The 16,154-nt window shown below is 74.6% G+C and carries 17 protein-coding genes and 1 pseudogene; 2 read left to right on the forward strand and 16 right to left on the reverse strand.

Annotated elements, in window-relative coordinates:
- Positions 1-117 precede the first annotated feature (117 nt).
- Positions 118-405 carry a hypothetical protein gene (locus ACZ6S5_RS30625; protein WP_466005707.1) on the reverse strand — a complete coding sequence of 96 codons (288 nt, stop codon included), beginning with the start codon at positions 403-405 and terminating at the stop codon, positions 118-120.
- A 313-nt stretch (positions 406-718) separates the two neighbouring features.
- Here ACZ6S5_RS30625 and ACZ6S5_RS30630 point away from each other — a divergent pair.
- A pseudogene (locus tag ACZ6S5_RS30630) lies at positions 719-973 on the forward strand (hypothetical protein); the annotation flags it as partial.
- Here ACZ6S5_RS30630 and ACZ6S5_RS30635 read toward each other — a convergent pair.
- The 9 genes from ACZ6S5_RS30635 to ACZ6S5_RS30675 all read right to left on the reverse strand — a co-directional run bounded on the left by ACZ6S5_RS30635 (position 930) and on the right by ACZ6S5_RS30675 (position 7,035).
- Entirely contained in the window at positions 930-1,358 is a 429-nt protein-coding gene (locus tag ACZ6S5_RS30635) for a DUF2267 domain-containing protein (protein ID WP_466005708.1), read from the reverse strand. The pseudogene ACZ6S5_RS30630 and the gene ACZ6S5_RS30635 overlap by 44 nt on opposite strands.
- A gap of 299 nt (positions 1,359-1,657) precedes the next feature.
- Entirely contained in the window at positions 1,658-2,530 is an 873-nt protein-coding gene (locus ACZ6S5_RS30640; RefSeq protein WP_466005709.1) for a DUF72 domain-containing protein, read from the reverse strand.
- Between the two features lie 47 nt (positions 2,531-2,577).
- Positions 2,578-2,976 (reverse strand): TraR/DksA family transcriptional regulator, encoded by a 399-nt coding sequence (locus ACZ6S5_RS30645; protein WP_466005710.1) that lies wholly within the window; start codon positions 2,974-2,976, stop codon positions 2,578-2,580.
- 250 nt (positions 2,977-3,226) lie between these two features.
- Positions 3,227-3,856, reverse strand: a complete 630-nt coding sequence (locus ACZ6S5_RS30650; RefSeq protein WP_466005711.1) for a nucleoside/nucleotide kinase family protein — start codon at positions 3,854-3,856, stop codon at positions 3,227-3,229.
- A 161-nt stretch (positions 3,857-4,017) separates the two neighbouring features.
- Positions 4,018-4,626 carry a winged helix-turn-helix domain-containing protein gene (locus ACZ6S5_RS30655; RefSeq protein ID WP_466005712.1) on the reverse strand — a complete coding sequence of 203 codons (609 nt, stop codon included), beginning with the start codon at positions 4,624-4,626 and terminating at the stop codon, positions 4,018-4,020.
- A gap of 292 nt (positions 4,627-4,918) precedes the next feature.
- On the reverse strand, positions 4,919-5,404 hold the full coding sequence (locus ACZ6S5_RS30660; RefSeq protein ID WP_466005736.1) for a winged helix-turn-helix domain-containing protein: 486 nt from the start codon (positions 5,402-5,404) through the stop codon (positions 4,919-4,921).
- A 130-nt stretch (positions 5,405-5,534) separates the two neighbouring features.
- Positions 5,535-6,026, reverse strand: a complete 492-nt coding sequence (locus tag ACZ6S5_RS30665) for a rhodanese-like domain-containing protein (protein ID WP_466005713.1) — start codon at positions 6,024-6,026, stop codon at positions 5,535-5,537.
- Positions 6,027-6,088: 62 nt separating this feature from the next.
- Positions 6,089-6,541 carry a cysteine dioxygenase gene (locus ACZ6S5_RS30670; RefSeq protein WP_466005714.1) on the reverse strand — a complete coding sequence of 151 codons (453 nt, stop codon included), beginning with the start codon at positions 6,539-6,541 and terminating at the stop codon, positions 6,089-6,091.
- Positions 6,542-6,657: 116 nt separating this feature from the next.
- Positions 6,658-7,035, reverse strand: coding sequence for a cupin domain-containing protein (locus ACZ6S5_RS30675; protein ID WP_466005715.1), 378 nt, complete (start codon positions 7,033-7,035; stop codon positions 6,658-6,660).
- A gap of 134 nt (positions 7,036-7,169) precedes the next feature.
- Here ACZ6S5_RS30675 and ACZ6S5_RS30680 point away from each other — a divergent pair, with 134 nt between their 5' ends.
- Positions 7,170-8,093 (forward strand): DUF3500 domain-containing protein, encoded by a 924-nt coding sequence (locus ACZ6S5_RS30680; RefSeq protein ID WP_466005737.1) that lies wholly within the window; start codon positions 7,170-7,172, stop codon positions 8,091-8,093.
- Positions 8,094-8,231: 138 nt separating this feature from the next.
- Here the strand turns inward: ACZ6S5_RS30680 and ACZ6S5_RS30685 are convergent, their stop codons facing one another.
- From ACZ6S5_RS30685 to ACZ6S5_RS30710, 6 genes are all read right to left on the reverse strand, one after another.
- Positions 8,232-8,735 (reverse strand): DUF2231 domain-containing protein, encoded by a 504-nt coding sequence (locus ACZ6S5_RS30685; RefSeq protein ID WP_466005716.1) that lies wholly within the window; start codon positions 8,733-8,735, stop codon positions 8,232-8,234.
- Positions 8,736-8,811: 76 nt separating this feature from the next.
- Positions 8,812-9,552, reverse strand: coding sequence for a GAF and ANTAR domain-containing protein (locus tag ACZ6S5_RS30690; protein WP_466005717.1), 741 nt, complete (start codon positions 9,550-9,552; stop codon positions 8,812-8,814).
- 190 nt (positions 9,553-9,742) lie between these two features.
- On the reverse strand, positions 9,743-12,037 hold the full coding sequence (secA2, locus tag ACZ6S5_RS30695) for an accessory Sec system translocase SecA2 (protein ID WP_466005718.1): 2,295 nt from the start codon (positions 12,035-12,037) through the stop codon (positions 9,743-9,745).
- A 110-nt stretch (positions 12,038-12,147) separates the two neighbouring features.
- On the reverse strand, positions 12,148-13,911 hold the full coding sequence (locus ACZ6S5_RS30700) for an ABC transporter ATP-binding protein (protein ID WP_466005719.1): 1,764 nt from the start codon (positions 13,909-13,911) through the stop codon (positions 12,148-12,150).
- A gap of 36 nt (positions 13,912-13,947) precedes the next feature.
- On the reverse strand, positions 13,948-15,036 hold the full coding sequence (locus ACZ6S5_RS30705) for a zinc-binding dehydrogenase (RefSeq protein ID WP_466005720.1): 1,089 nt from the start codon (positions 15,034-15,036) through the stop codon (positions 13,948-13,950).
- Positions 15,029-16,063 (reverse strand): Gfo/Idh/MocA family protein, encoded by a 1,035-nt coding sequence (locus tag ACZ6S5_RS30710; RefSeq protein ID WP_466005721.1) that lies wholly within the window; start codon positions 16,061-16,063, stop codon positions 15,029-15,031. The genes ACZ6S5_RS30705 and ACZ6S5_RS30710 overlap by 8 nt, the downstream gene beginning before the upstream one ends.
- Between the last annotated feature and the right edge of the window lie 91 nt (positions 16,064-16,154).

The raw sequence follows: 16,154 nt of genomic DNA on the forward strand, positions 1-16,154 counted from the left end.
CGGCGGCGGATGTGGCCGTTTCCACCCCCACACCGCGGGCCGGCTCGCTGTTCCCGAAAAACAGAACCGCCGGGCGCCCGGGCCCCCCCGCCGGGTCGAGGTACGTCATGGCGGTCCTCAGGCGCTGCCGTCGGCGCCACCGTCGCGCTGGCCGGGGGTCGCGCCACCGTCGGCCGGGCCCTCCGCGCCGCCGTCCGCGCCGCCGTCCTGCTGGCCCGGGGTCGCGCCGCCGTCGGCCGGACCCTCGGCGCCGCGGTCGGCGCCCTGGTCCGCGCCGCGCTCGGCGCCACGGTCGGCACCGCCGTCGGCCCCACCGTCCTGCTGGCCCGGGGTCGCGCCACCGTCGGCCGGGCCCTCCAGGCCGCCGCCACTGGTGGTCTGCATGTCGTCATCGTTGAGTGCCATGGGTGCTCCCTCGGGTTGCCGCCCCGTCGTACGTCGGGGTTGGTCGTGGAGCGGGTGGTACCCCACGTGCGATCTTCTCTAACCACACCGTAGACGCCGGGACCCGGCGGCACGGACGGTTCGCCCGGCCCCACCGTCAGCGCGGCCGCCGCGCCCACCGGGCGGGCACCTCGGACCGGTGCCAGGATGGCGGGAGGGAGGTGGTCATGGCGATCCTGGTCGGCACCTCCGGCTGGCAGTACCGGGACTGGCGGGACCGCTCGGCTACCTGCGGCTGCACGAGGGCCACGCGTGACCGTGGCCGCGCTACGGCCGGACCGCGCTGGCCACCTGGGTACGCCGGCTGGCCGCCACGTTCGCCGCCGACGAGCCGGCGTACGTCTACTTCAACAACGACCCCGGCGGCGCGGCGATCGTCGACGCGGTCGCCTTCGCCGGGCTGGCCCGGCGGGCCGGGCTGCCGGTCACCCGGACGCCGACGGCCCGCCCCACCGGTGCGGCGGAGCGGGCCGGGACCGTGCCGGTCAGGGAATCATCTGCACCAGGTCCCGGGGCATCGTCGACTTGACGTCCTCCCACTCGCCCTGGTTCACGTGCCGACGCAGGGTGTCCAGCACCACCTGCACGACCCGCTGCGTGCCGCCCTCCACGTCATACGGGAAGCCCTGCCGGACCTCGTAGAGGAAGTCGTCGCGGTTCAGCTTGATCGGCACGTTGTCCGGCTGCCAGCCCTCGAAGTAGACGCCTCGCAGCAGCACCGGCAACTGCTGGGCGAACTCGACGCTCTGCCCCACCGGCATCCGGTCCCGCAGCAGGTGCAGCACCGTGCGCAACGCCGCGTAGGACTGGTTGCGCTGCTCCTTCGGCCAGCCGTACGCCGACTCGATCTCCTTGAGCATCACGTTCGTCTTGTCCAGCGAGGACTCGAACGCGGAAATCATCTGCTCAGCCATCTGCCCACCCCCGTGCGTCGGTTTCCCAGCGTCGGTCGTCGGTGCGGCGCGGCGGGCCACTGGGCCCCCGCCAGAGCCGGGTCGGGCTGAACCGACCGGGCCGTTCGCTGCGCCGGGGAGGGTCGGACTTCCCGACCACGTGCAGCACCCCGCCGCGGCGTCGATCCGCTACGACCCGCACCGTCATGGCCCACCTCCTGTCGGCCTCGCGGTCGCGTCGGTCGACGGACCGCACACACCGCCCAGACTCGCCGGAGGTCGGGTGAGCCGGCCTCACCCGGAACAGGTGAATGCGGTCCTCAGTCGGCGCCGAGGAACTCGCGCAGCCGCTGGCCGTTGCGCTGGGCGTAGTCGCGGTAGCAGTTGTTCATGAGGACGTGGGTCTGCTCGGCCTCGCCGGCCAGCTCGCGCAGCTTCGGCGCCCAGCCGCGCAGCTCCCGGTCGGAGTAGTCGTAGCCGAACTTCTCGTGGATGTCCTTGCTGGTCCACTTGTCGCTGTGCCCGTGGAAGCGGACCACCGCGAGGTCCGCGGTGGCGGCCAGCACCGGGGGCACCGAGGATTTGTGCCCCTGCGGCATGTCGACGCAGACGAACGGCAGCTCGTGCTTGCGCAGGAAGGCGAGGGTCTCCTCGGCGTTGTCGCCGTCGAACCAGGAGGCGTGCCGGAACTCGAAGACCGGCCGCAGCGGGTCGCACCGCCTCGCCACCTCGAGCAGGTACTGCTTGTTGTCCCGCTTGATGGTGAACCAGGGCGGGAACTGGAACAGGATCGCGCCCAGCTTGCCCGCCTCGACCAGCGGGTCGAGCGCGGACAGGAACCGGGTCCAGACCTCCTCGTACGCCTGCGGTGGCAGGTCGTCCGGGTAGAGGTTCTTCTTCTCCGTCTCCGGGCGCAGGTCCTTGTAGAGCGACCCGACCCGGGTCGGGTGTCCGGTCAGCAGGCTGAACGCCTTGACGTTGAAGGTGAAGCCGGCCGGGGTGCGGTCCACCCACAGCTGCGCGGTCCGCTCGGCGGGCGGCGAGTAGTAGGTGGCGTTGACCTCGACCAGCGGGAACTGGCGCGCGTAGTAGGCCAGCCGCTTCTCGGGGGTGTCCGCGGTCTGCGGGTACCAGCCGGAGTCGAGCAGGGTCCGGTCGGTCCAGGACGCGGTGCCCACCTTGATCTCACCCATCTGGCGAGTCCACCGCGTACGGGACCGACCGGCAACCCGGGCGACGCTCAGGCTGCCCGCCGCTCCCGGGTCTGCTTGCAGGTCACGCAGGAGGTGGCGGAGGGGAAGATCTCCAGCCGCTCCACCGGGATCGGCGCGGAGCAGCCCTCGCAGAAGCCGTACGTGCCCTCCTCGAGCCGGGTCAGCGCGTGCTCGAACTGGGCGCGCCGGTCCAGGATGGTGCGCAGCAGGGACTGCGCGGTGTCCCGCTCGGCGGTCTTGGTGCCGCTGTCGGCCTGGTCGTCGCCGGCGGTGTCGCCGATCTCGACCAGCCGCAGCACCTGGCTCTGCTGCACGGCCTGCTCGTACTCCGCGGTCAGCTCGTCGTACCGCGACTGCAGGGACTGCCGGATCCGGTCGGCCTCCGCCTGGGAGCGGCCCGTGGCTACCTTGTCGTGGACGAGCATCGCTGCCTGCCTTTCCTGGGGCCTCATGCCGGTCCGGGGCGCGAACGCCCCGGACGTGGTCCGATGGAATGCCCGGGCGAGATCACCCGTGCTCTGTGAGCCGGGCGATTACCCGCCGCCGCGACGGATCAAACCGGAGCTCCGCGGGTTCTTTTCCGCCGTTCGTGCCCACCTGTGCCGGTCGGTCCGTACCGGTCCGTCCCGCCGACGGCCCGAATGCCGGGTCCCGCCCGTCGGATCCCTCGGGCCGTCAGCCGGCCTCGACCAGGGCCGGGTGTCGCGGGTCGTCGACGCGGACCACCACGTCCGCGAAGGAGTCCGGGGCGACCTCGTCGGCGTACCGGGCGAACGCCGGCAGGGTCCAACGCTGCTCCGGGTCGGTCCGGCGGTCCAGCGCGGCCGGGGAGAGCACCAGGTGCACGGTGACGTCGAACGGCAGGGCCCCGCCGAGCAGCAGCGGGCCGCTGACCAGCACCACCCCGCCGGGCGGCAGCTCGACGTAGCCGGCCCGGCTGGCCCGGTCGGTGGCGGCGTCCCAGAGCGACGGCAGCAGCCGGCCGGAGCCGTCGGGGCCGGCCGGGTCCAGCACCTCGCGGCGCAGGCCGGCCTCGTCGATCCAGCCCTCGTAGTAGGCGTCCGGGTTGGTCCGGCCGTGCTCCAGGCGTACCGAGGCGGGCCGGAGGAAGTCCGCCGCGCGCACGTGCAGCACCGGGCGGCCGGCGGCGCGCAGCGGATCGACCAGGGCCGCGGCCAGGGCGTCCGGCTCCGCGGCCGGCGGGCCGTCGACGGCCACCCGCAGCCGGTCGGGGCCGGTGCTGCCGGCGAGCCGGTCGGCCAGCTCGGCGACGAGGAACTCGGGGGTGATCGGGCGGACCTGCATCCGCCCATCCTGCCCGGCGTGGCGAGCGGACCACCACGCGATCCGGTGGGTGGTCGGGCGACGGCCGGTCCGGCTGTCCGCGCCGGCGGGCCACCACGGGATCGGCCGGGCGGTCGGGGCTCCGTCCGATCGGGAACCGGCGTGGGTGGCGGACCCGGGGTTCAGCCGGTGCGGTCGATGGTGACGCGGGCGTCGTCGGCGAGCCGGTAGCCGACGCCGTAGACGGTGGTGACCAGCGGGACGTCGACCCCGACCTTGCCGCGCAGCCGGCGGACGTGCACGTCGACGGTGCGGACGCCGGCGTGCTCGTACCCCCAGACGGCGTTGAGCAGTTGCAGCCGGGTGAACACCCGGCGGGGGTGGGCGACCAGGTGCAGCAGCAGGTCGAACTCCAGCCGGGTGAGCGGCAGTGGCTCGCCGTCGCGCAGCACCGACCGGGAGGCGGCCAGGATGTGCAGGGTCGGGATGGTCGGCGCGAGCGGGCGGCCCGGCGACCGGCCGGCGGGCACCGGGTCGGCGCGGCGCTCGACCGCGCCCGGGCCGCTGGAGATCACCGCGTCACCGCGTTCCAGCAGCTCGCGCGCGGCCTCCAGGAGCCGGCGGGCGGCCGGGGTCAGCGACTCCTCGCAGGCGAGCGGGATGTTGAGGGTCACGGTGAGCACGGGTGCGGCCGTGTTGGCGGGGCGGCGCTGGCCGCCGGGGGGACGACCGGGGACCGCGGGTTGGGACGTATGCCATCCGGCGCGCGACGAGGCGGGGCTGACCGACATGGTCCTCCTTGGCTGGTCCGGGTATCTCCCCACGGCCCGGGACGCCGCTTCATCGATGCTTCCCGGCGCCTGTGCGAGGGTCAAGGGGCGGCTGCGTTGCATGAATGTGACAATTGACGAACACATCGGAGCCGGATGCTCGCTCTGCGTACGAGGCCAGATGATTACAGCAGAGTGGCGAGTTGACCCGTTACGGGGGGTCCCCGCCTGGTTCACATTGGGCGGTGCGGGGTCGGGAACGAGAACGCGGCGCACCCGGACCCCCGGGCACGCCGCGCACCGTTTCCCTCGTTCAGCCCTCGCGGTCCACCACGAGCCGCGCCTCGTCGGCGAGCCGGTAGCCCACGCCGTACACGGTGGTCACCAGCGGCATGTCGACCCCGAGCTTGGCGCGCAACCGGCGCACGTGGACGTCCACCGTGCGCGCCACAGCGTGTTCGTAACCCCAGACGTTGGCCAGCAACTGCAGCCGGGTGAACACCTGCCGGGGATGCTCGGCGAGGAAGAGGAGCAGTTCGTACTCGATCCGGGTGAGCGGGATCTCCCGGCCGCCCCGGCGCACCGTGCGGATGCTGGTCAGGATCCGTACCGCATCGGGGTCGCCGGCCTCCGCCGGCGGCTCGGCCGGGCGGCGCAGGCCGACCAGGGCCCGGGCCGCCGCGCGCTCCTCGGCCCGGACGACCCCCTCCCCCGTCTCGGCGATTTCGTCCAGCAGGTCGACCAGGCGGGCCAGTCCGGGCGTCAGCGCGCCGCCGCCCAGGTCGAGGGTGATGGTCAGGGTCGGCGCGGTCCGCGGCCGGGTCGGCCCGATCCGGCCGGTCCGCTGCGGGCGCGGGGAGATGGCGACGACGGACATGGAGCCTCCTGAGCTGGCGGTCGCGTCCGCCACACCGGGTGCGGCGTGGCGGTCAGCGGGGCGCCCGGCCGGCGGTGACCGGGGGCGGGGCGGACGAGGGTCGGAGCGGCGGGGTGGGGCCGAGGGTGGGCAGCCCGGCGATCCGCCAGGCGGCGAACCCGCCGACCACGTCGGTGGCCCGATGCAGGCCAAGGTCCTGCAACGCGGCGGCGGCCAGCGAGGAGGTGTAACCCTCCTGGCAGAGGATCATCACCGGCACGTCGTAGTCGACGGCCTGGGGCAGCCGGGCCGGGCAGCGCGGGTCGAACCGCCACTCCAGCACGTTGCGCTCCACGGCGAGGGAGCCGGGGACGGTGCCGTGCGCGGCCCGCTGGCCGGCCGGGCGGATGTCGACCAGCAGCGCCCCACCCCGGTACGCGAGGTGGGCCTGCTCGGGGTCGAGCCGGCGCAGCCGGGCGCGGGCGGCGGCGAGGATCTCGTCGATGCCCCGCGAGCCGGGCGGTGGGACCGGACAGCTCCGGGTACGGGTCCGGGTCATCGGCATCGTCGCGTCCTTCCGTGCGGCGCAGCTCGCGGGCGGGCGTTGGGGGGTACGGGCGGGCCGGGTCACCAGGCGACGCCGGCCTCGGCCACCTCGGCGATCCGGAGCCGCCCGGCGACGAGGTGGTAGCGGGTCATCCGGCGCAGCGCGGGCCGGTAGACGTGCACGCTGACCGCCGGCTGGTCGCCCCGGTTGGTGACCTCGTGCACGTGCCGGGCGCCGAAACGCCGTCCGGTGCCGGCGGCGAGCCGGTGCGGGCGCAACCGGCCGCCGCTGACCGCCTCCTCGGTGAGGGTGCCGGCGACGACCAGGAACGCCCCGGACGAGCCGCCGTGGTCGTGCAGGTCGGTGCCCTGCCCGGGCAGCCAGCTCAGCGCCCACACCTCGTGCTCGGCGTCGGCGGCGAGCCGCGCGTACCACCGCTCGGTCGGGTCGTAGCGCAGCGGGACCGGCCAGTCGGCCGGGTCGGCCCAGCGGGCGGCGACGGCGAGCAGGTCGAGCGGGTCGGTGCGGCTCATCGGCGGATCGTCCTCACGGTACGGAGCGGCTCGTGCCCCGTCACTCTAGCCGGTAAAGCCTATAGGTTTAGTAGGATATACCGAATGCTGGGACGGGGCGGGCGGCACGTCGCCGGTCAGCGCAGGACGGGCGGCTCCGCCTTCCAGCCCGGCAGCGACGGCCAGCGCACGGTGAGCACGACCGACTCGCGTTCGGCGTACCAGGAGTGGTCCACGCCCCGGCCCCACACCACGTAGTCGCCGGTCTCCCGCAGCACCACCGTGCGGTCCGGCAGCTCGACCCGGAACGCGCCGCTGATCAGCACCAGCAGGGCGGTACGCCGCTCGCCGGTCGCCCAGCGGGACCGGGCCTCCCCCGGCGGGTGCACGCCCCACTTCACCTCGACCTCGGTGCTGTGCCGGACGTCCCCGGGCGGCTTGAAGTGGCCGAGCAGCCAACCGGCGTCGGTCGCCCCGTCCACCGCCGCCTTGCCGACGTACACCCGATCGTCCATCGCGCCTCCCGTGCCGGCTCGGCAAGCTACCAGGAGGCCCACCTCGACGTGGCGCATGGACACGCTCGATCCGGGACGTGGCGGGTTTCGGCGGGCGGTATACATGGGCGGTGGAGGATCCCGTACCCGAGCAGATGCGGACGGCGGCCGGCGCGTTGTTGACCGCGCTCGACGAGCCGGCCCGGGAGCGCGCCCGGCACGACTTCGACGACGACGCCGCCCGGCGGTGGGTGGAGTACCGGCCCCGGCCCCGGCCCGGGGTCGACCTCGCCAGCCTGGACGGCACCGCGCGCAAGGCCGCCCACCGGCTGCTCGCCACCGCGCTCAGCCCGGCCGCGTACGCCCAGGCCATGGCGGTCGTGGCGCTGGAGGAGGTGCTCGACCGGGCGGAGGGCTGGCGGCGCGGCCGGCACAGCGAGGACTACTGGGTGGCGGTCTTCGGCGATCCGGCGCGCGACGACCGCTGGGGGTGGCGGTTCGAGGGGCACCACCTGTCGGTCAGCATGACGGTGGTCGATGACCAGGTCTCCCCCGCGCCGATCTTCCTCGGCGCCAACCCGGCCACCGTCCGGCACGCCGGCCGCCCGGTCGCCCGGCCGCTCGGGCCCGAGGAGGACCTGGCCCGGGAGCTGCTCGACGCGCTCGGGCCCGCGGGGCGGGCCGCGGCGATCGTGGCCGAGGAGGCGCCGACCGACATCATCAGCGCCACCCGCGCCACCGCACCGGGCCGGCTCGACCCGCTCGGGGTGCCCCGGGACCGGCTCACCCCCACCGGCCGGGCGCTGCTCGACCAGCTCGTCGCGCTCTATCTGGACCGGCTCCCGCCGGAGCTGGCCGCCCGCGAGGCCCGCCGGCTGGCGGGCGGGGAGCTGCACTTCGCCTGGGCCGGCCCGACCGGCCCGGGCCGGCGGCACTACTACCGGGTCCAAGGCGACGACCTGCTGATCGAATACGACAACACCACCGACGACGGCAACCACGCGCACACCGTGCTGCGCCGCCCGGCCAGCGACTTCGGCGCCGACGTCCTCGCCGCCCACCATGCCACCGCCCACTGACCCCGTTCGGCGCCCGCGCCGGCGTTGATCACGAGGTTGGCCGGGTCCGGCCCGGCGTGTCGGGCGGCCAACTTCATGATCGACCGAGTCGGGTCAGGGGTGGTGGCCGGCAGGCGCCACAGGCCTCGGCGCGGAAGGTCAGGCGCGCGGCCGGACGATCTCCACGGTGCGGCCCGGGAGGTCGCCGAGCTGCTCGAAGCCGCTGGGCTCGGCGGCCCGGCTCCGGTCGAACTGGCGCATCAGCCGGGCGCCCCACCACACCCCGACCGAGCCGACCGCCAGCGCGAGCACTTCCACGGCGAGCTCGACGCCGGTCGCCCCGCGCTGCGGCGCGTGCGCCCGCATCAGGCAGCTGAGCAGGAACAGCGCCGCCATGCCGGCGTTGGCCAGGTTGAACAGGACGGCGGTGCGGCGGAAGCCGCCGGCCCGCACGTCCCACAGGTCGACCATCCCGGCGACGGTGGCCAGCCCGGCCGCGACCAGGGCGGCGACGGTCGTCCAGTAGCCGACCTCGCCGAGGAAGGCCGGACCGCCGGCGACGTCGGCCAGGTCGAAGACGGCGGCGCTGACGAACAGTCCGAACGGGAACGTCACCAGCATCGGTTGGATGGGGTGCCCCTGCACCCGCAGTCGGCTCTCCATCGGTACCTCCCCAGCCTGGAACAACTCACCAGTCCAGGGTGCTACCCGGGGCCCGCCGGGGCGAAACGAATGTCGTTCAGTTGTCCCGGGGCCGGGAAACGGTGAGCACCAGCCGCTCGGCGACCTCGCGCAGCGGTATGTCCAACGAGGAGGCTGCGCTGCGGAGCACCTCCAGCGCCTCCGGCGCCGGGCAGCCGCGCTGGGTCATGATCACCCCGACGGCCTGCTCGACCACGCCCTCCTCCAGCAGCGCCGAGTCCAGCTGCTCGGCCCGCGCCACCTGCCGCTCCCGGTCCCGGACCGCGGCCAGGAGCAGCCCGGCGTGCTCGGCGAGGAGCATCGCGGTGAGCTGGTGCCGGGGGGTGAGCAAATCGGGCGAGCCGGCGTACAGGTTGATCGCGCCGATCACCTGCTCGTCGACGTCGACCGGCGCGGCGATCACCCCGTGCACGCCCAACGCGCGGGCCCGCCCGGTCCAGACCGGCCAGCGCGACTCGTGGTCGAGGTCGTGGGCGGTGATCATGTCGCGCCGCCGGATGGCGGTCAGCGCCGGGGTGTCCGGGCCGTGCCGGAGGTCGTCCAGCTCGGCCCGGCCCGGGTCCGAGGCGGCGACGCCGGCCGGCTCGCCGGCCCGCAGCGCCGTGAAGCCGCAGCTGTCCACCTCGGGTACGGCGTCCCGGGCGATCCGGACCAGCTGGCGCAGCGCCTCGTCGAAGTCGGTGGCCGCGATCAGGCCGGCGGTCAGTTCGCGCAGCAGCGCGGCGGTCTCCAGCACCCCGAGCGTGTCGATCATGGGGTCCCGCGTGTCGAGGTTCACCGGGCCACGGTCCCCGCCGCCTCCGCGTACGGCCACGCGGTGTCCCCGTCCGGCGCCATTGCCTGTCGCATCCGCTCTACATCTCCCTGACTCGAAGCCCCGGCCTACTACCCTCGCAGACCGGCTCCGAAACCGCGCAAAGGGGTCCCTTCCGGCGCGTCACGCACCGGACGGGACCCCTCGCGGAGGGTCAGCGGGACCCGGAGATGAGCCGTCGCCCCACGGAGGCGATCAGCCGGTCCAGCTCCGAGCCGAACGGGTTGTCGTGCACCAGGTACGTCCAGGTCGCGCTCGGCCGGACCAGCTTCGCCGCGTCCGGCTCCCAGCCGTCGGCGAACTCCGTCTCCTCGAAGGTGGCGATGGTCCGCGTCTCGATCTCCGGGACCAGCGCGTTGAACGCCGGGACCGCGCTGCGGTGGAACTCGTCCAGCGGGTCGAGGCGGCCCAGCGCCCGCAGGTGCACGCCCTCGCGCACCTCCGACAGCTCGGCCAGGTGGTCGGCCCAGAGCCGGTCCAGGTGGTAGAGGGCGATCTTGCGGGCCACCTCGGCGAGCAGGTCCTCGTCCATCTCGCCGGCCTTGTCGGGCACCCGCTCCAGCAGCATCAGCGCGGCGATGTCGCTGGTCAGCAGCCGCTCCCGCCGCTCGGCGAGCGCCTTGCGCTGCTGCTCGATCACCTGGCTGTAGCGCCAGGTGTTGCGGTGGATCTCGTGGTTGACGCCCTCGGCGACCCGCTGGGCGTGCTCCACCGCGTAGTCGACCTGCGGATCGGTGACCAGGCCGTCGGCGTTCATCCGCGGCGACGGTGGGACGGTGTCGCCGGCGTGCCGGACGACCAGGTCGTCCTCCAGGCTCACGAAGAAGGCCGAGCCACCGGGGTCGCCCTGCCGGCCGGCCCGGCCGCGCAGCTGGTCGTCGACCCGGCGGCTGTCGTGCCGGCCGCTGCCGATCACGTACAGGCCGCCCAGCTCGGCCACCCGCTCCCGGTCGGCCTGGTCGCTGCCCCCGAGGCGGATGTCGACACCCCGGCCGGCCATCTGGGTGGAGACGGTCACCGCGCCGTACGCGCCGGCCTCGGCGATGATCGCCGCCTCCTCGTCGTCGTTCTTGGCGTTGAGGACGACGCAGTTCACGCCGGCCGCGTGCAGCCCGGCGGCCAGGCCCTCGGACTCCTTCACGTCGAGGGTGCCGACCAGCACCGGGCGGCCGGCCTCGTGGCAGCGCTTGATCTCGTCGATCAGCGCCTCCTCCTTCTCGGCCCGGGTGGCGTAGATCCGGTCCGGCTCGTCCTCCCGGATGCACGGGGTGTTCGGCGGGATCACCGCCACCTCGAGACCGAAGAACTCGCGGAGCTGGTCGCCGACGAGCACCGCGGTGGCGGTCATCCCGCATACCGTCGGGTAGAGCGCGATGTACGCCTGCACGGTGATGGTGCCCAGCACCTCACCCTCGGCGGTGGCGTCCAGGCCCTCCTTCGCCTCGACCGCGGCCTGGAGCCCGTCCGGCCAGCGGCGGCGCTGGGCCACCCGGCCGCGCATCTCGTCGATCAGCTCGACCGAGTTGTCCCGGACGATGTAGTCCACGTCCCGGTGCAGCAGGGCATGCGCGTGCAGCGCCACGTTCACCGCGGAGAGCTGCCCGACGTGCTCCTCGTCGTACAGGTCGATGCCGCCGAGCTTGGCCTCGACGGTGGCCAGGCCGACGGAGGTGAAGGCGACGCTGCGGCCGTCCTCGGCGACGGTGTAGTGCGTGCCCTTGCGCAGGCCGCGGACCAGCGCGGCGGCGGCGTGCACCGGGTCCTGCTCGCCGGGGACCGCGCCGGCGAGCACCATCGGCACCCGGGCCTCGTCGATCAGGATCGAGTCGGCCTCGTCGACGATCGCCGTCTTCAGGGCCGGCTGCACCCGGTCGGCGAGGTCGGTGACGAGCTGGTCGCGGAGGAAGTCGAAGCCGGCCTCGCTGACCGACACGTAGGTGACGTCGCAGCCGTACGCCGCCTTGCGCTCCTCCGGGGTGGAGGCCTCGTTGACCCAGCCGACGGTGAGCCCGAGCAGGGTGTAGACCGGGCCCATCCACTCGGCGTCGCGGCGGGCCAGGTAGTCGTTGACGGTGAGCACGTGGACCGGGCCGTTGCCCACCCGGACGTGCCCGTATGCGGCGATGGTCGCGGTGAGCGTCTTGCCCTCACCGGTCGCCATCTCGGCGACCTTGCCGGAGAGCAGCGCCATCGCGCCGAGCAGCTGGACGTCGTACGGCCGCTGGTCGAGGCCGCGGCGGGCCGCCTCGCGGCCGATCGCGCAGATCTCCTCGTACCCCTCGGCCTGCCCGGCGGCCTCGGTCAGCTCGGCGTCGGAGAGCTTCTCCAGCTCCGCCTCGCGGGCCTCGATGGCCGGCAGCAGCTTCTCCAGCGGGGCCAGGTCGACCGTGGTCCCCGGGCGCTGAAGGAACCGCCGGAACCTGGTCTTGAACCGTTGCGACACACCCATGAGCGGCAACGGTACGCGAACCGGAGCCGATTGTGACCCCCGGCTGGCGCTGCGTTCGCGGAGGGTGTGATTTCGCCGACGTTTCCGCAGCTCAGTGCCGTTCTGTCCGGTCAGCTGACGAGGAGCTGGTGGGTGGCCAGCTCGCGGTAGAGCGGGCTGGTCGAGGTCAGCTCGTCGTGGGTGCCCACGGCGACCACCCGGCCGGCGTCGAGGACGACGATCTGGTCGGCGTCCACGACGGTGGAGAGGCGGTGAGCCACGATCAGCAGGGTCCGCCGCACCGCGACCGCGTCGATGGCCCGGCGCAGCGCGACCTCGTTGCGGGCGTCGAGGTTGCTGGTCGGCTCGTCGAGCAGCAGCACCGGCGGCCCGGCCAGCAGCGCCCGGGCGATCGCCAGCCGCTGGCGTTCCCCGCCGGAGAGCAGCACCCCGCCCTCGCCGACCTGGACGTCCAACCCCTGTGACGTCCGCTCCGCCAGGTGGCCGAGGTTGACCTCGTCCAGGACGGCGCGCAGCCGGTCCTCGGTGGCCTCCGGCGCGGTGATCAGCAGGTTGTCGCGCAGGGTGCCGGCGAGCACCGGCGCCTCCTGCTCGACGTAGCCGAGCCGGGCCCGCAGCGCGTCACGCGGCAGATCCCGGACGTCGGTCCCGTCGACGCGCAGCGCGCCCTCGGTGACCTCGTAGAAGCGCTCGACCAGGGCGAGCAGGGTGGACTTGCCGGCGCCGGAGGGACCGACGAGGGCGGTGCGGGTGCCGGCCGGGACGGTGAAGCTCACCTCGTGCAGGACCGGCGGGCCGCCGGGGTAACCGAAGCCGACCCGGTCGAACTCGACGGCGGCCGGGCCGGTCCGGGCCGGGCGGACGACCGCCGGCGCCGGGCGGTCCGCCGCCCCCTCCGCCGGCACGGCGAGGATCTCCTCGATCCGGGCCAGTGCTCCGAGCCCGCTCTGCAGCTGGGTGTACGCGTGCACCGCCTGGCCGAGCGGCAGCACCAGGAAGAACAGGAACATCACGAACGCCACCAGGTCGCCCACGCTGATCGCACCGGCCGCCACCCGGGCCCCGCCCACGGCCAGGACCAGCAGGAACGCGCCCTGGACGGTGACCGTGCTCGCCGGACCGACCACCGCCTGCGCCCGGGCGACCCGCAGCCCCGCCGCGTACGCCTCGGTCGCGCTGTCGGTCACCGTGCCGGCCTCCCGCCGCTCGGCCCGGCTCGCCCGGATCGTGCGGGCCGCGGAGATCGCCCGCTCGACCGCGGAGGTCATCTCGCCGACGCGTTCCTGGGCCTGCCGGGCCAGGCCGCGCACCCGCCGCGCGACAGTGAGGGCGAAGCCGACGCCGATCGCGACGGCCGCCAGGGTCACCCCGAACAGGAGCGGGTCCAGCAGGAGCATCGCGGTGCCAGCGCCGACCACCATGACGGCCCCGGTGACGGTCTCGAAGAGGCCGGAGGTGACCACCGCCCGCAGCAGGGTGGTGTCCGCGCCGACCCGGGAGAGCAGGTCCCCGGTGCGGCGCCGGTCGTACTCGGCGATCGGCAGCCGCAGCAGGTGCCCGGCGAGCCGCCGGCGGGTGCCCAGGACCAGCCCCTCGGCGGTGCGCTGGAGCAGGTAGTCGCGGATCCCGCCGAGCAGGGCGCCGACCACGACCAGCGCCACCAGGGCGACGACCAGCGCGGCGGCCGGACGGGCCGCGGTGATCCGGTCGAGCACCAGCCGGGTGAGCAACGGTTGGCCCAGGGAGGCCGCCGCGCCGGCCAGCGAGAGCGCGCCCACCACGGCGAGGGTGCCGCGGTGGGCGCGCAGGTACGGCAGCAGGGCGGTGAACCCCGGTGGGCGGCGGTCCGGTCGACGGGGTACCCCGATGGTCATGGGCGAAGCGTAGTTCCCGGCCGCCGGCTCCCCGGGTCAGCCGGTGAGCACCACCTGCAGGTCGGACCGGCGGCGCTCGGCCAGGTCGGTCAGCACCGTCGGGGCCTCCTCCAGCGGCACCACCGCCGTGACGAGGTGCTTGCGGATCAGGTCGCCGTACTGGCGCAGCAGCTCGATGGTCTCCGCGGAGAGCCGCTCCCGGTCCCAGGTGTGGGCCAGCCCGCGCGGCACCCGGCCGATCTGGGCGCAGCGCAGCGCCAGCCCGTTGTGGTGGAACTCCTCGCCGAACCGGACCGCGTCCGCGCCCGACTGGTAGAAGGCCAGGTCGACCACGGTGCCCTGGGGGCGCAGCAGGCGCAGCGCGAGCTGCAACGCCCAGGCCTGGCCGCGGCACTGGAAGACCACGTCGGCGCCCCGGTCGCCGGCGGCGTGGTGCCAGCGCGTCTTCAGCACCACGGCCGGGTCGTCGGCCTCCGGGTCCAGGGTCTCCAGGCCGAGCGCCTCGGCCACCTCGCGCCGGGCCGGGGTGGGGTCGAGGACCACCACCGAGGCGGCCCCGTGCCGGCGGGCCAGGAGCGCGGTCAGCAGGGCGACCACGCCGCTGCCCACCACCGCCACCCGGCGGCCGCGGACGCCGTCGCCGAGCGAGCGCACGTCGGTGCCGTACAGGTCGGCGGCGGCGTGCAGCAGCCCGTTGGCGCAGATCGGACCCATGTGCGCGACGTAGACGCCGAGCAGCGGGTCGAGGTCGTCGGGGAGCGCCACGAACCGCTCGGCGAGCGGGTCGGCGAGGTAGCCGCTGCGGTGCCCGTAGGTCATCGCGCCGACCGTGCCCACGGCGACGGCTGGGGTGCGGCTCTCCACCACCCGGCCGACCTGCATGTACCCGAGCCGGGTCACCGGGTACGGGGTGCTGGCCGCGCCGGGCTGGAACAGGCCCAGGTCGGCGTTCCAGGTGACGTTGAGGTACGGGTTGGTGCCCTTGACGTAGCTCAGCTCGGTGCCGGCGGAGACTCCGCTGTAGAGCGTCTCCACCCGGAAGGTTCCCTCGCGCAGCTCGCCCGCGTCCTGGTCGACCAGTTCGACCCGGCCCGGTCCACTGACCACCACCACCCGGTCACGCATCGATGGTCACCCCCTCGGCGGGCACCGCGTCGGCCACCGCCGTGGTGAGCCGGGCGGCCGGGCCGGTGGGCAGCGCCACGCTGCGCCCGGTCCGCGCGGACTCGGCCACCGCGAGGGCGAGCCGTTGGGTGCGCAGCGCCTCGGCGTACGGGGCCCGGACGTCGTCGCCGATCCCCCGCACCGCGTCGACGAAGGCCCGGTCGACGGCCACCCGGGCGCCGTCCGGGTCGGCGGGCAGGTGCCGCTCCCCGTCGGCGTCGCGGATGGTCAGGCCGTCCTCGGCGAGATGGAGGGCCAGCCCGTCGGCCAGGATCTCCAGACCGGCCCGGTGCTTCCAGGTGAGCACGCAGGCCGCGGCGAGGGTGCCCACGGCGCCGGAGGCGAAGCGCAGCGTGGCGGCGGTGACCGAGTCGATGTCGGCACCCTCCACCGGCGGCGGGGTCCCGTCGCCGTACGCGGTCACCTCGGTCGCCTCCCCGACCAACAGGCGGACCAGGTCCAGCACGTGCGCGGCCTGCTCGACCACCGGACCGCCGGACCGGTCGCGCCGGGCCCACCAGGCCACCGGCGGGACCTTGTCCAACCAGGCCCCGTTGACCATCCGCACCGGACGGTCGGCGAGCAGTTGCCGGGCCTCCTCGACGATGTGCAGGTAGCGCCAGTGGTGGCCGACCCCGGTGAGCAGGCCGCGCCGCTCGACCAGCGCGGCGACCCGCTCGGCGGTCTCCAGGTCCACGGCCACCGGCTTCTCCACGAACAACGGCACGCCGGCGGCGATCACCGCCTCCTCGGCCGGCCCGTGCGCGAACGGCGGTACGCAGACGTACACGACGTCCGGGCCGGCGGCGAGCAGTTCGTCCACGTCCCGGAAGGTCCGGGCCCCGTGCGCCCCCGCGAGGGCCTCCGCCGCGTCCGGGGCGACATCGGTCACCCCGAGCAGTTCCACGTCCTCGAAGCCCGTCAACACCCGGGCGTGGCGTTGCGCCACCCCGCCGGCCCCGACCAGTCCCACCCGGCACGTGCGCATCCCTCGACCCTCTCGCCGCGACTCATGAAAACTGCTGTCAGCTCTCCCCGGGTGGCCACGCAATCAAACGTTCACCGGCGGGGAACCGGCC

The sequence above is a fragment of the Micromonospora sp. NPDC051924 genome (assembly GCF_055586005.1).

What these genes read in the sequence shown, in the direction of transcription:
- ACZ6S5_RS30625 (WP_466005707.1), bottom strand. Translation starts at nt 405, where the DNA reads ATGGCACTCAACGATGACGACATGCAGACCACCAGTGGCGGCGGCCTG.
- ACZ6S5_RS30635 (WP_466005708.1), bottom strand. Translation starts at nt 1,358, where the DNA reads ATGGCTGAGCAGATGATTTCCGCGTTCGAGTCCTCGCTGGACAAGACG.
- ACZ6S5_RS30640 (WP_466005709.1), bottom strand. Translation starts at nt 2,530, where the DNA reads ATGGGTGAGATCAAGGTGGGCACCGCGTCCTGGACCGACCGGACCCTG.
- ACZ6S5_RS30645 (WP_466005710.1), bottom strand. Translation starts at nt 2,976, where the DNA reads ATGCTCGTCCACGACAAGGTAGCCACGGGCCGCTCCCAGGCGGAGGCC.
- ACZ6S5_RS30650 (WP_466005711.1), bottom strand. Translation starts at nt 3,856, where the DNA reads ATGCAGGTCCGCCCGATCACCCCCGAGTTCCTCGTCGCCGAGCTGGCC.
- ACZ6S5_RS30655 (WP_466005712.1), bottom strand. Translation starts at nt 4,626, where the DNA reads ATGTCGGTCAGCCCCGCCTCGTCGCGCGCCGGATGGCATACGTCCCAA.
- ACZ6S5_RS30665 (WP_466005713.1), bottom strand. Translation starts at nt 6,026, where the DNA reads ATGCCGATGACCCGGACCCGTACCCGGAGCTGTCCGGTCCCACCGCCC.
- ACZ6S5_RS30670 (WP_466005714.1), bottom strand. Translation starts at nt 6,541, where the DNA reads ATGAGCCGCACCGACCCGCTCGACCTGCTCGCCGTCGCCGCCCGCTGG.
- ACZ6S5_RS30675 (WP_466005715.1), bottom strand. Translation starts at nt 7,035, where the DNA reads ATGGACGATCGGGTGTACGTCGGCAAGGCGGCGGTGGACGGGGCGACC.
- ACZ6S5_RS30680 (WP_466005737.1), top strand. Translation starts at nt 7,170, where the DNA reads ATGCGGACGGCGGCCGGCGCGTTGTTGACCGCGCTCGACGAGCCGGCC.
- ACZ6S5_RS30685 (WP_466005716.1), bottom strand. Translation starts at nt 8,735, where the DNA reads ATGGAGAGCCGACTGCGGGTGCAGGGGCACCCCATCCAACCGATGCTG.
- secA2 (WP_466005718.1), bottom strand. Translation starts at nt 12,037, where the DNA reads ATGGGTGTGTCGCAACGGTTCAAGACCAGGTTCCGGCGGTTCCTTCAG.
- ACZ6S5_RS30700 (WP_466005719.1), bottom strand. Translation starts at nt 13,911, where the DNA reads ATGACCATCGGGGTACCCCGTCGACCGGACCGCCGCCCACCGGGGTTC.
- ACZ6S5_RS30705 (WP_466005720.1), bottom strand. Translation starts at nt 15,036, where the DNA reads ATGCGTGACCGGGTGGTGGTGGTCAGTGGACCGGGCCGGGTCGAACTG.
- ACZ6S5_RS30710 (WP_466005721.1), bottom strand. Translation starts at nt 16,063, where the DNA reads ATGCGCACGTGCCGGGTGGGACTGGTCGGGGCCGGCGGGGTGGCGCAA.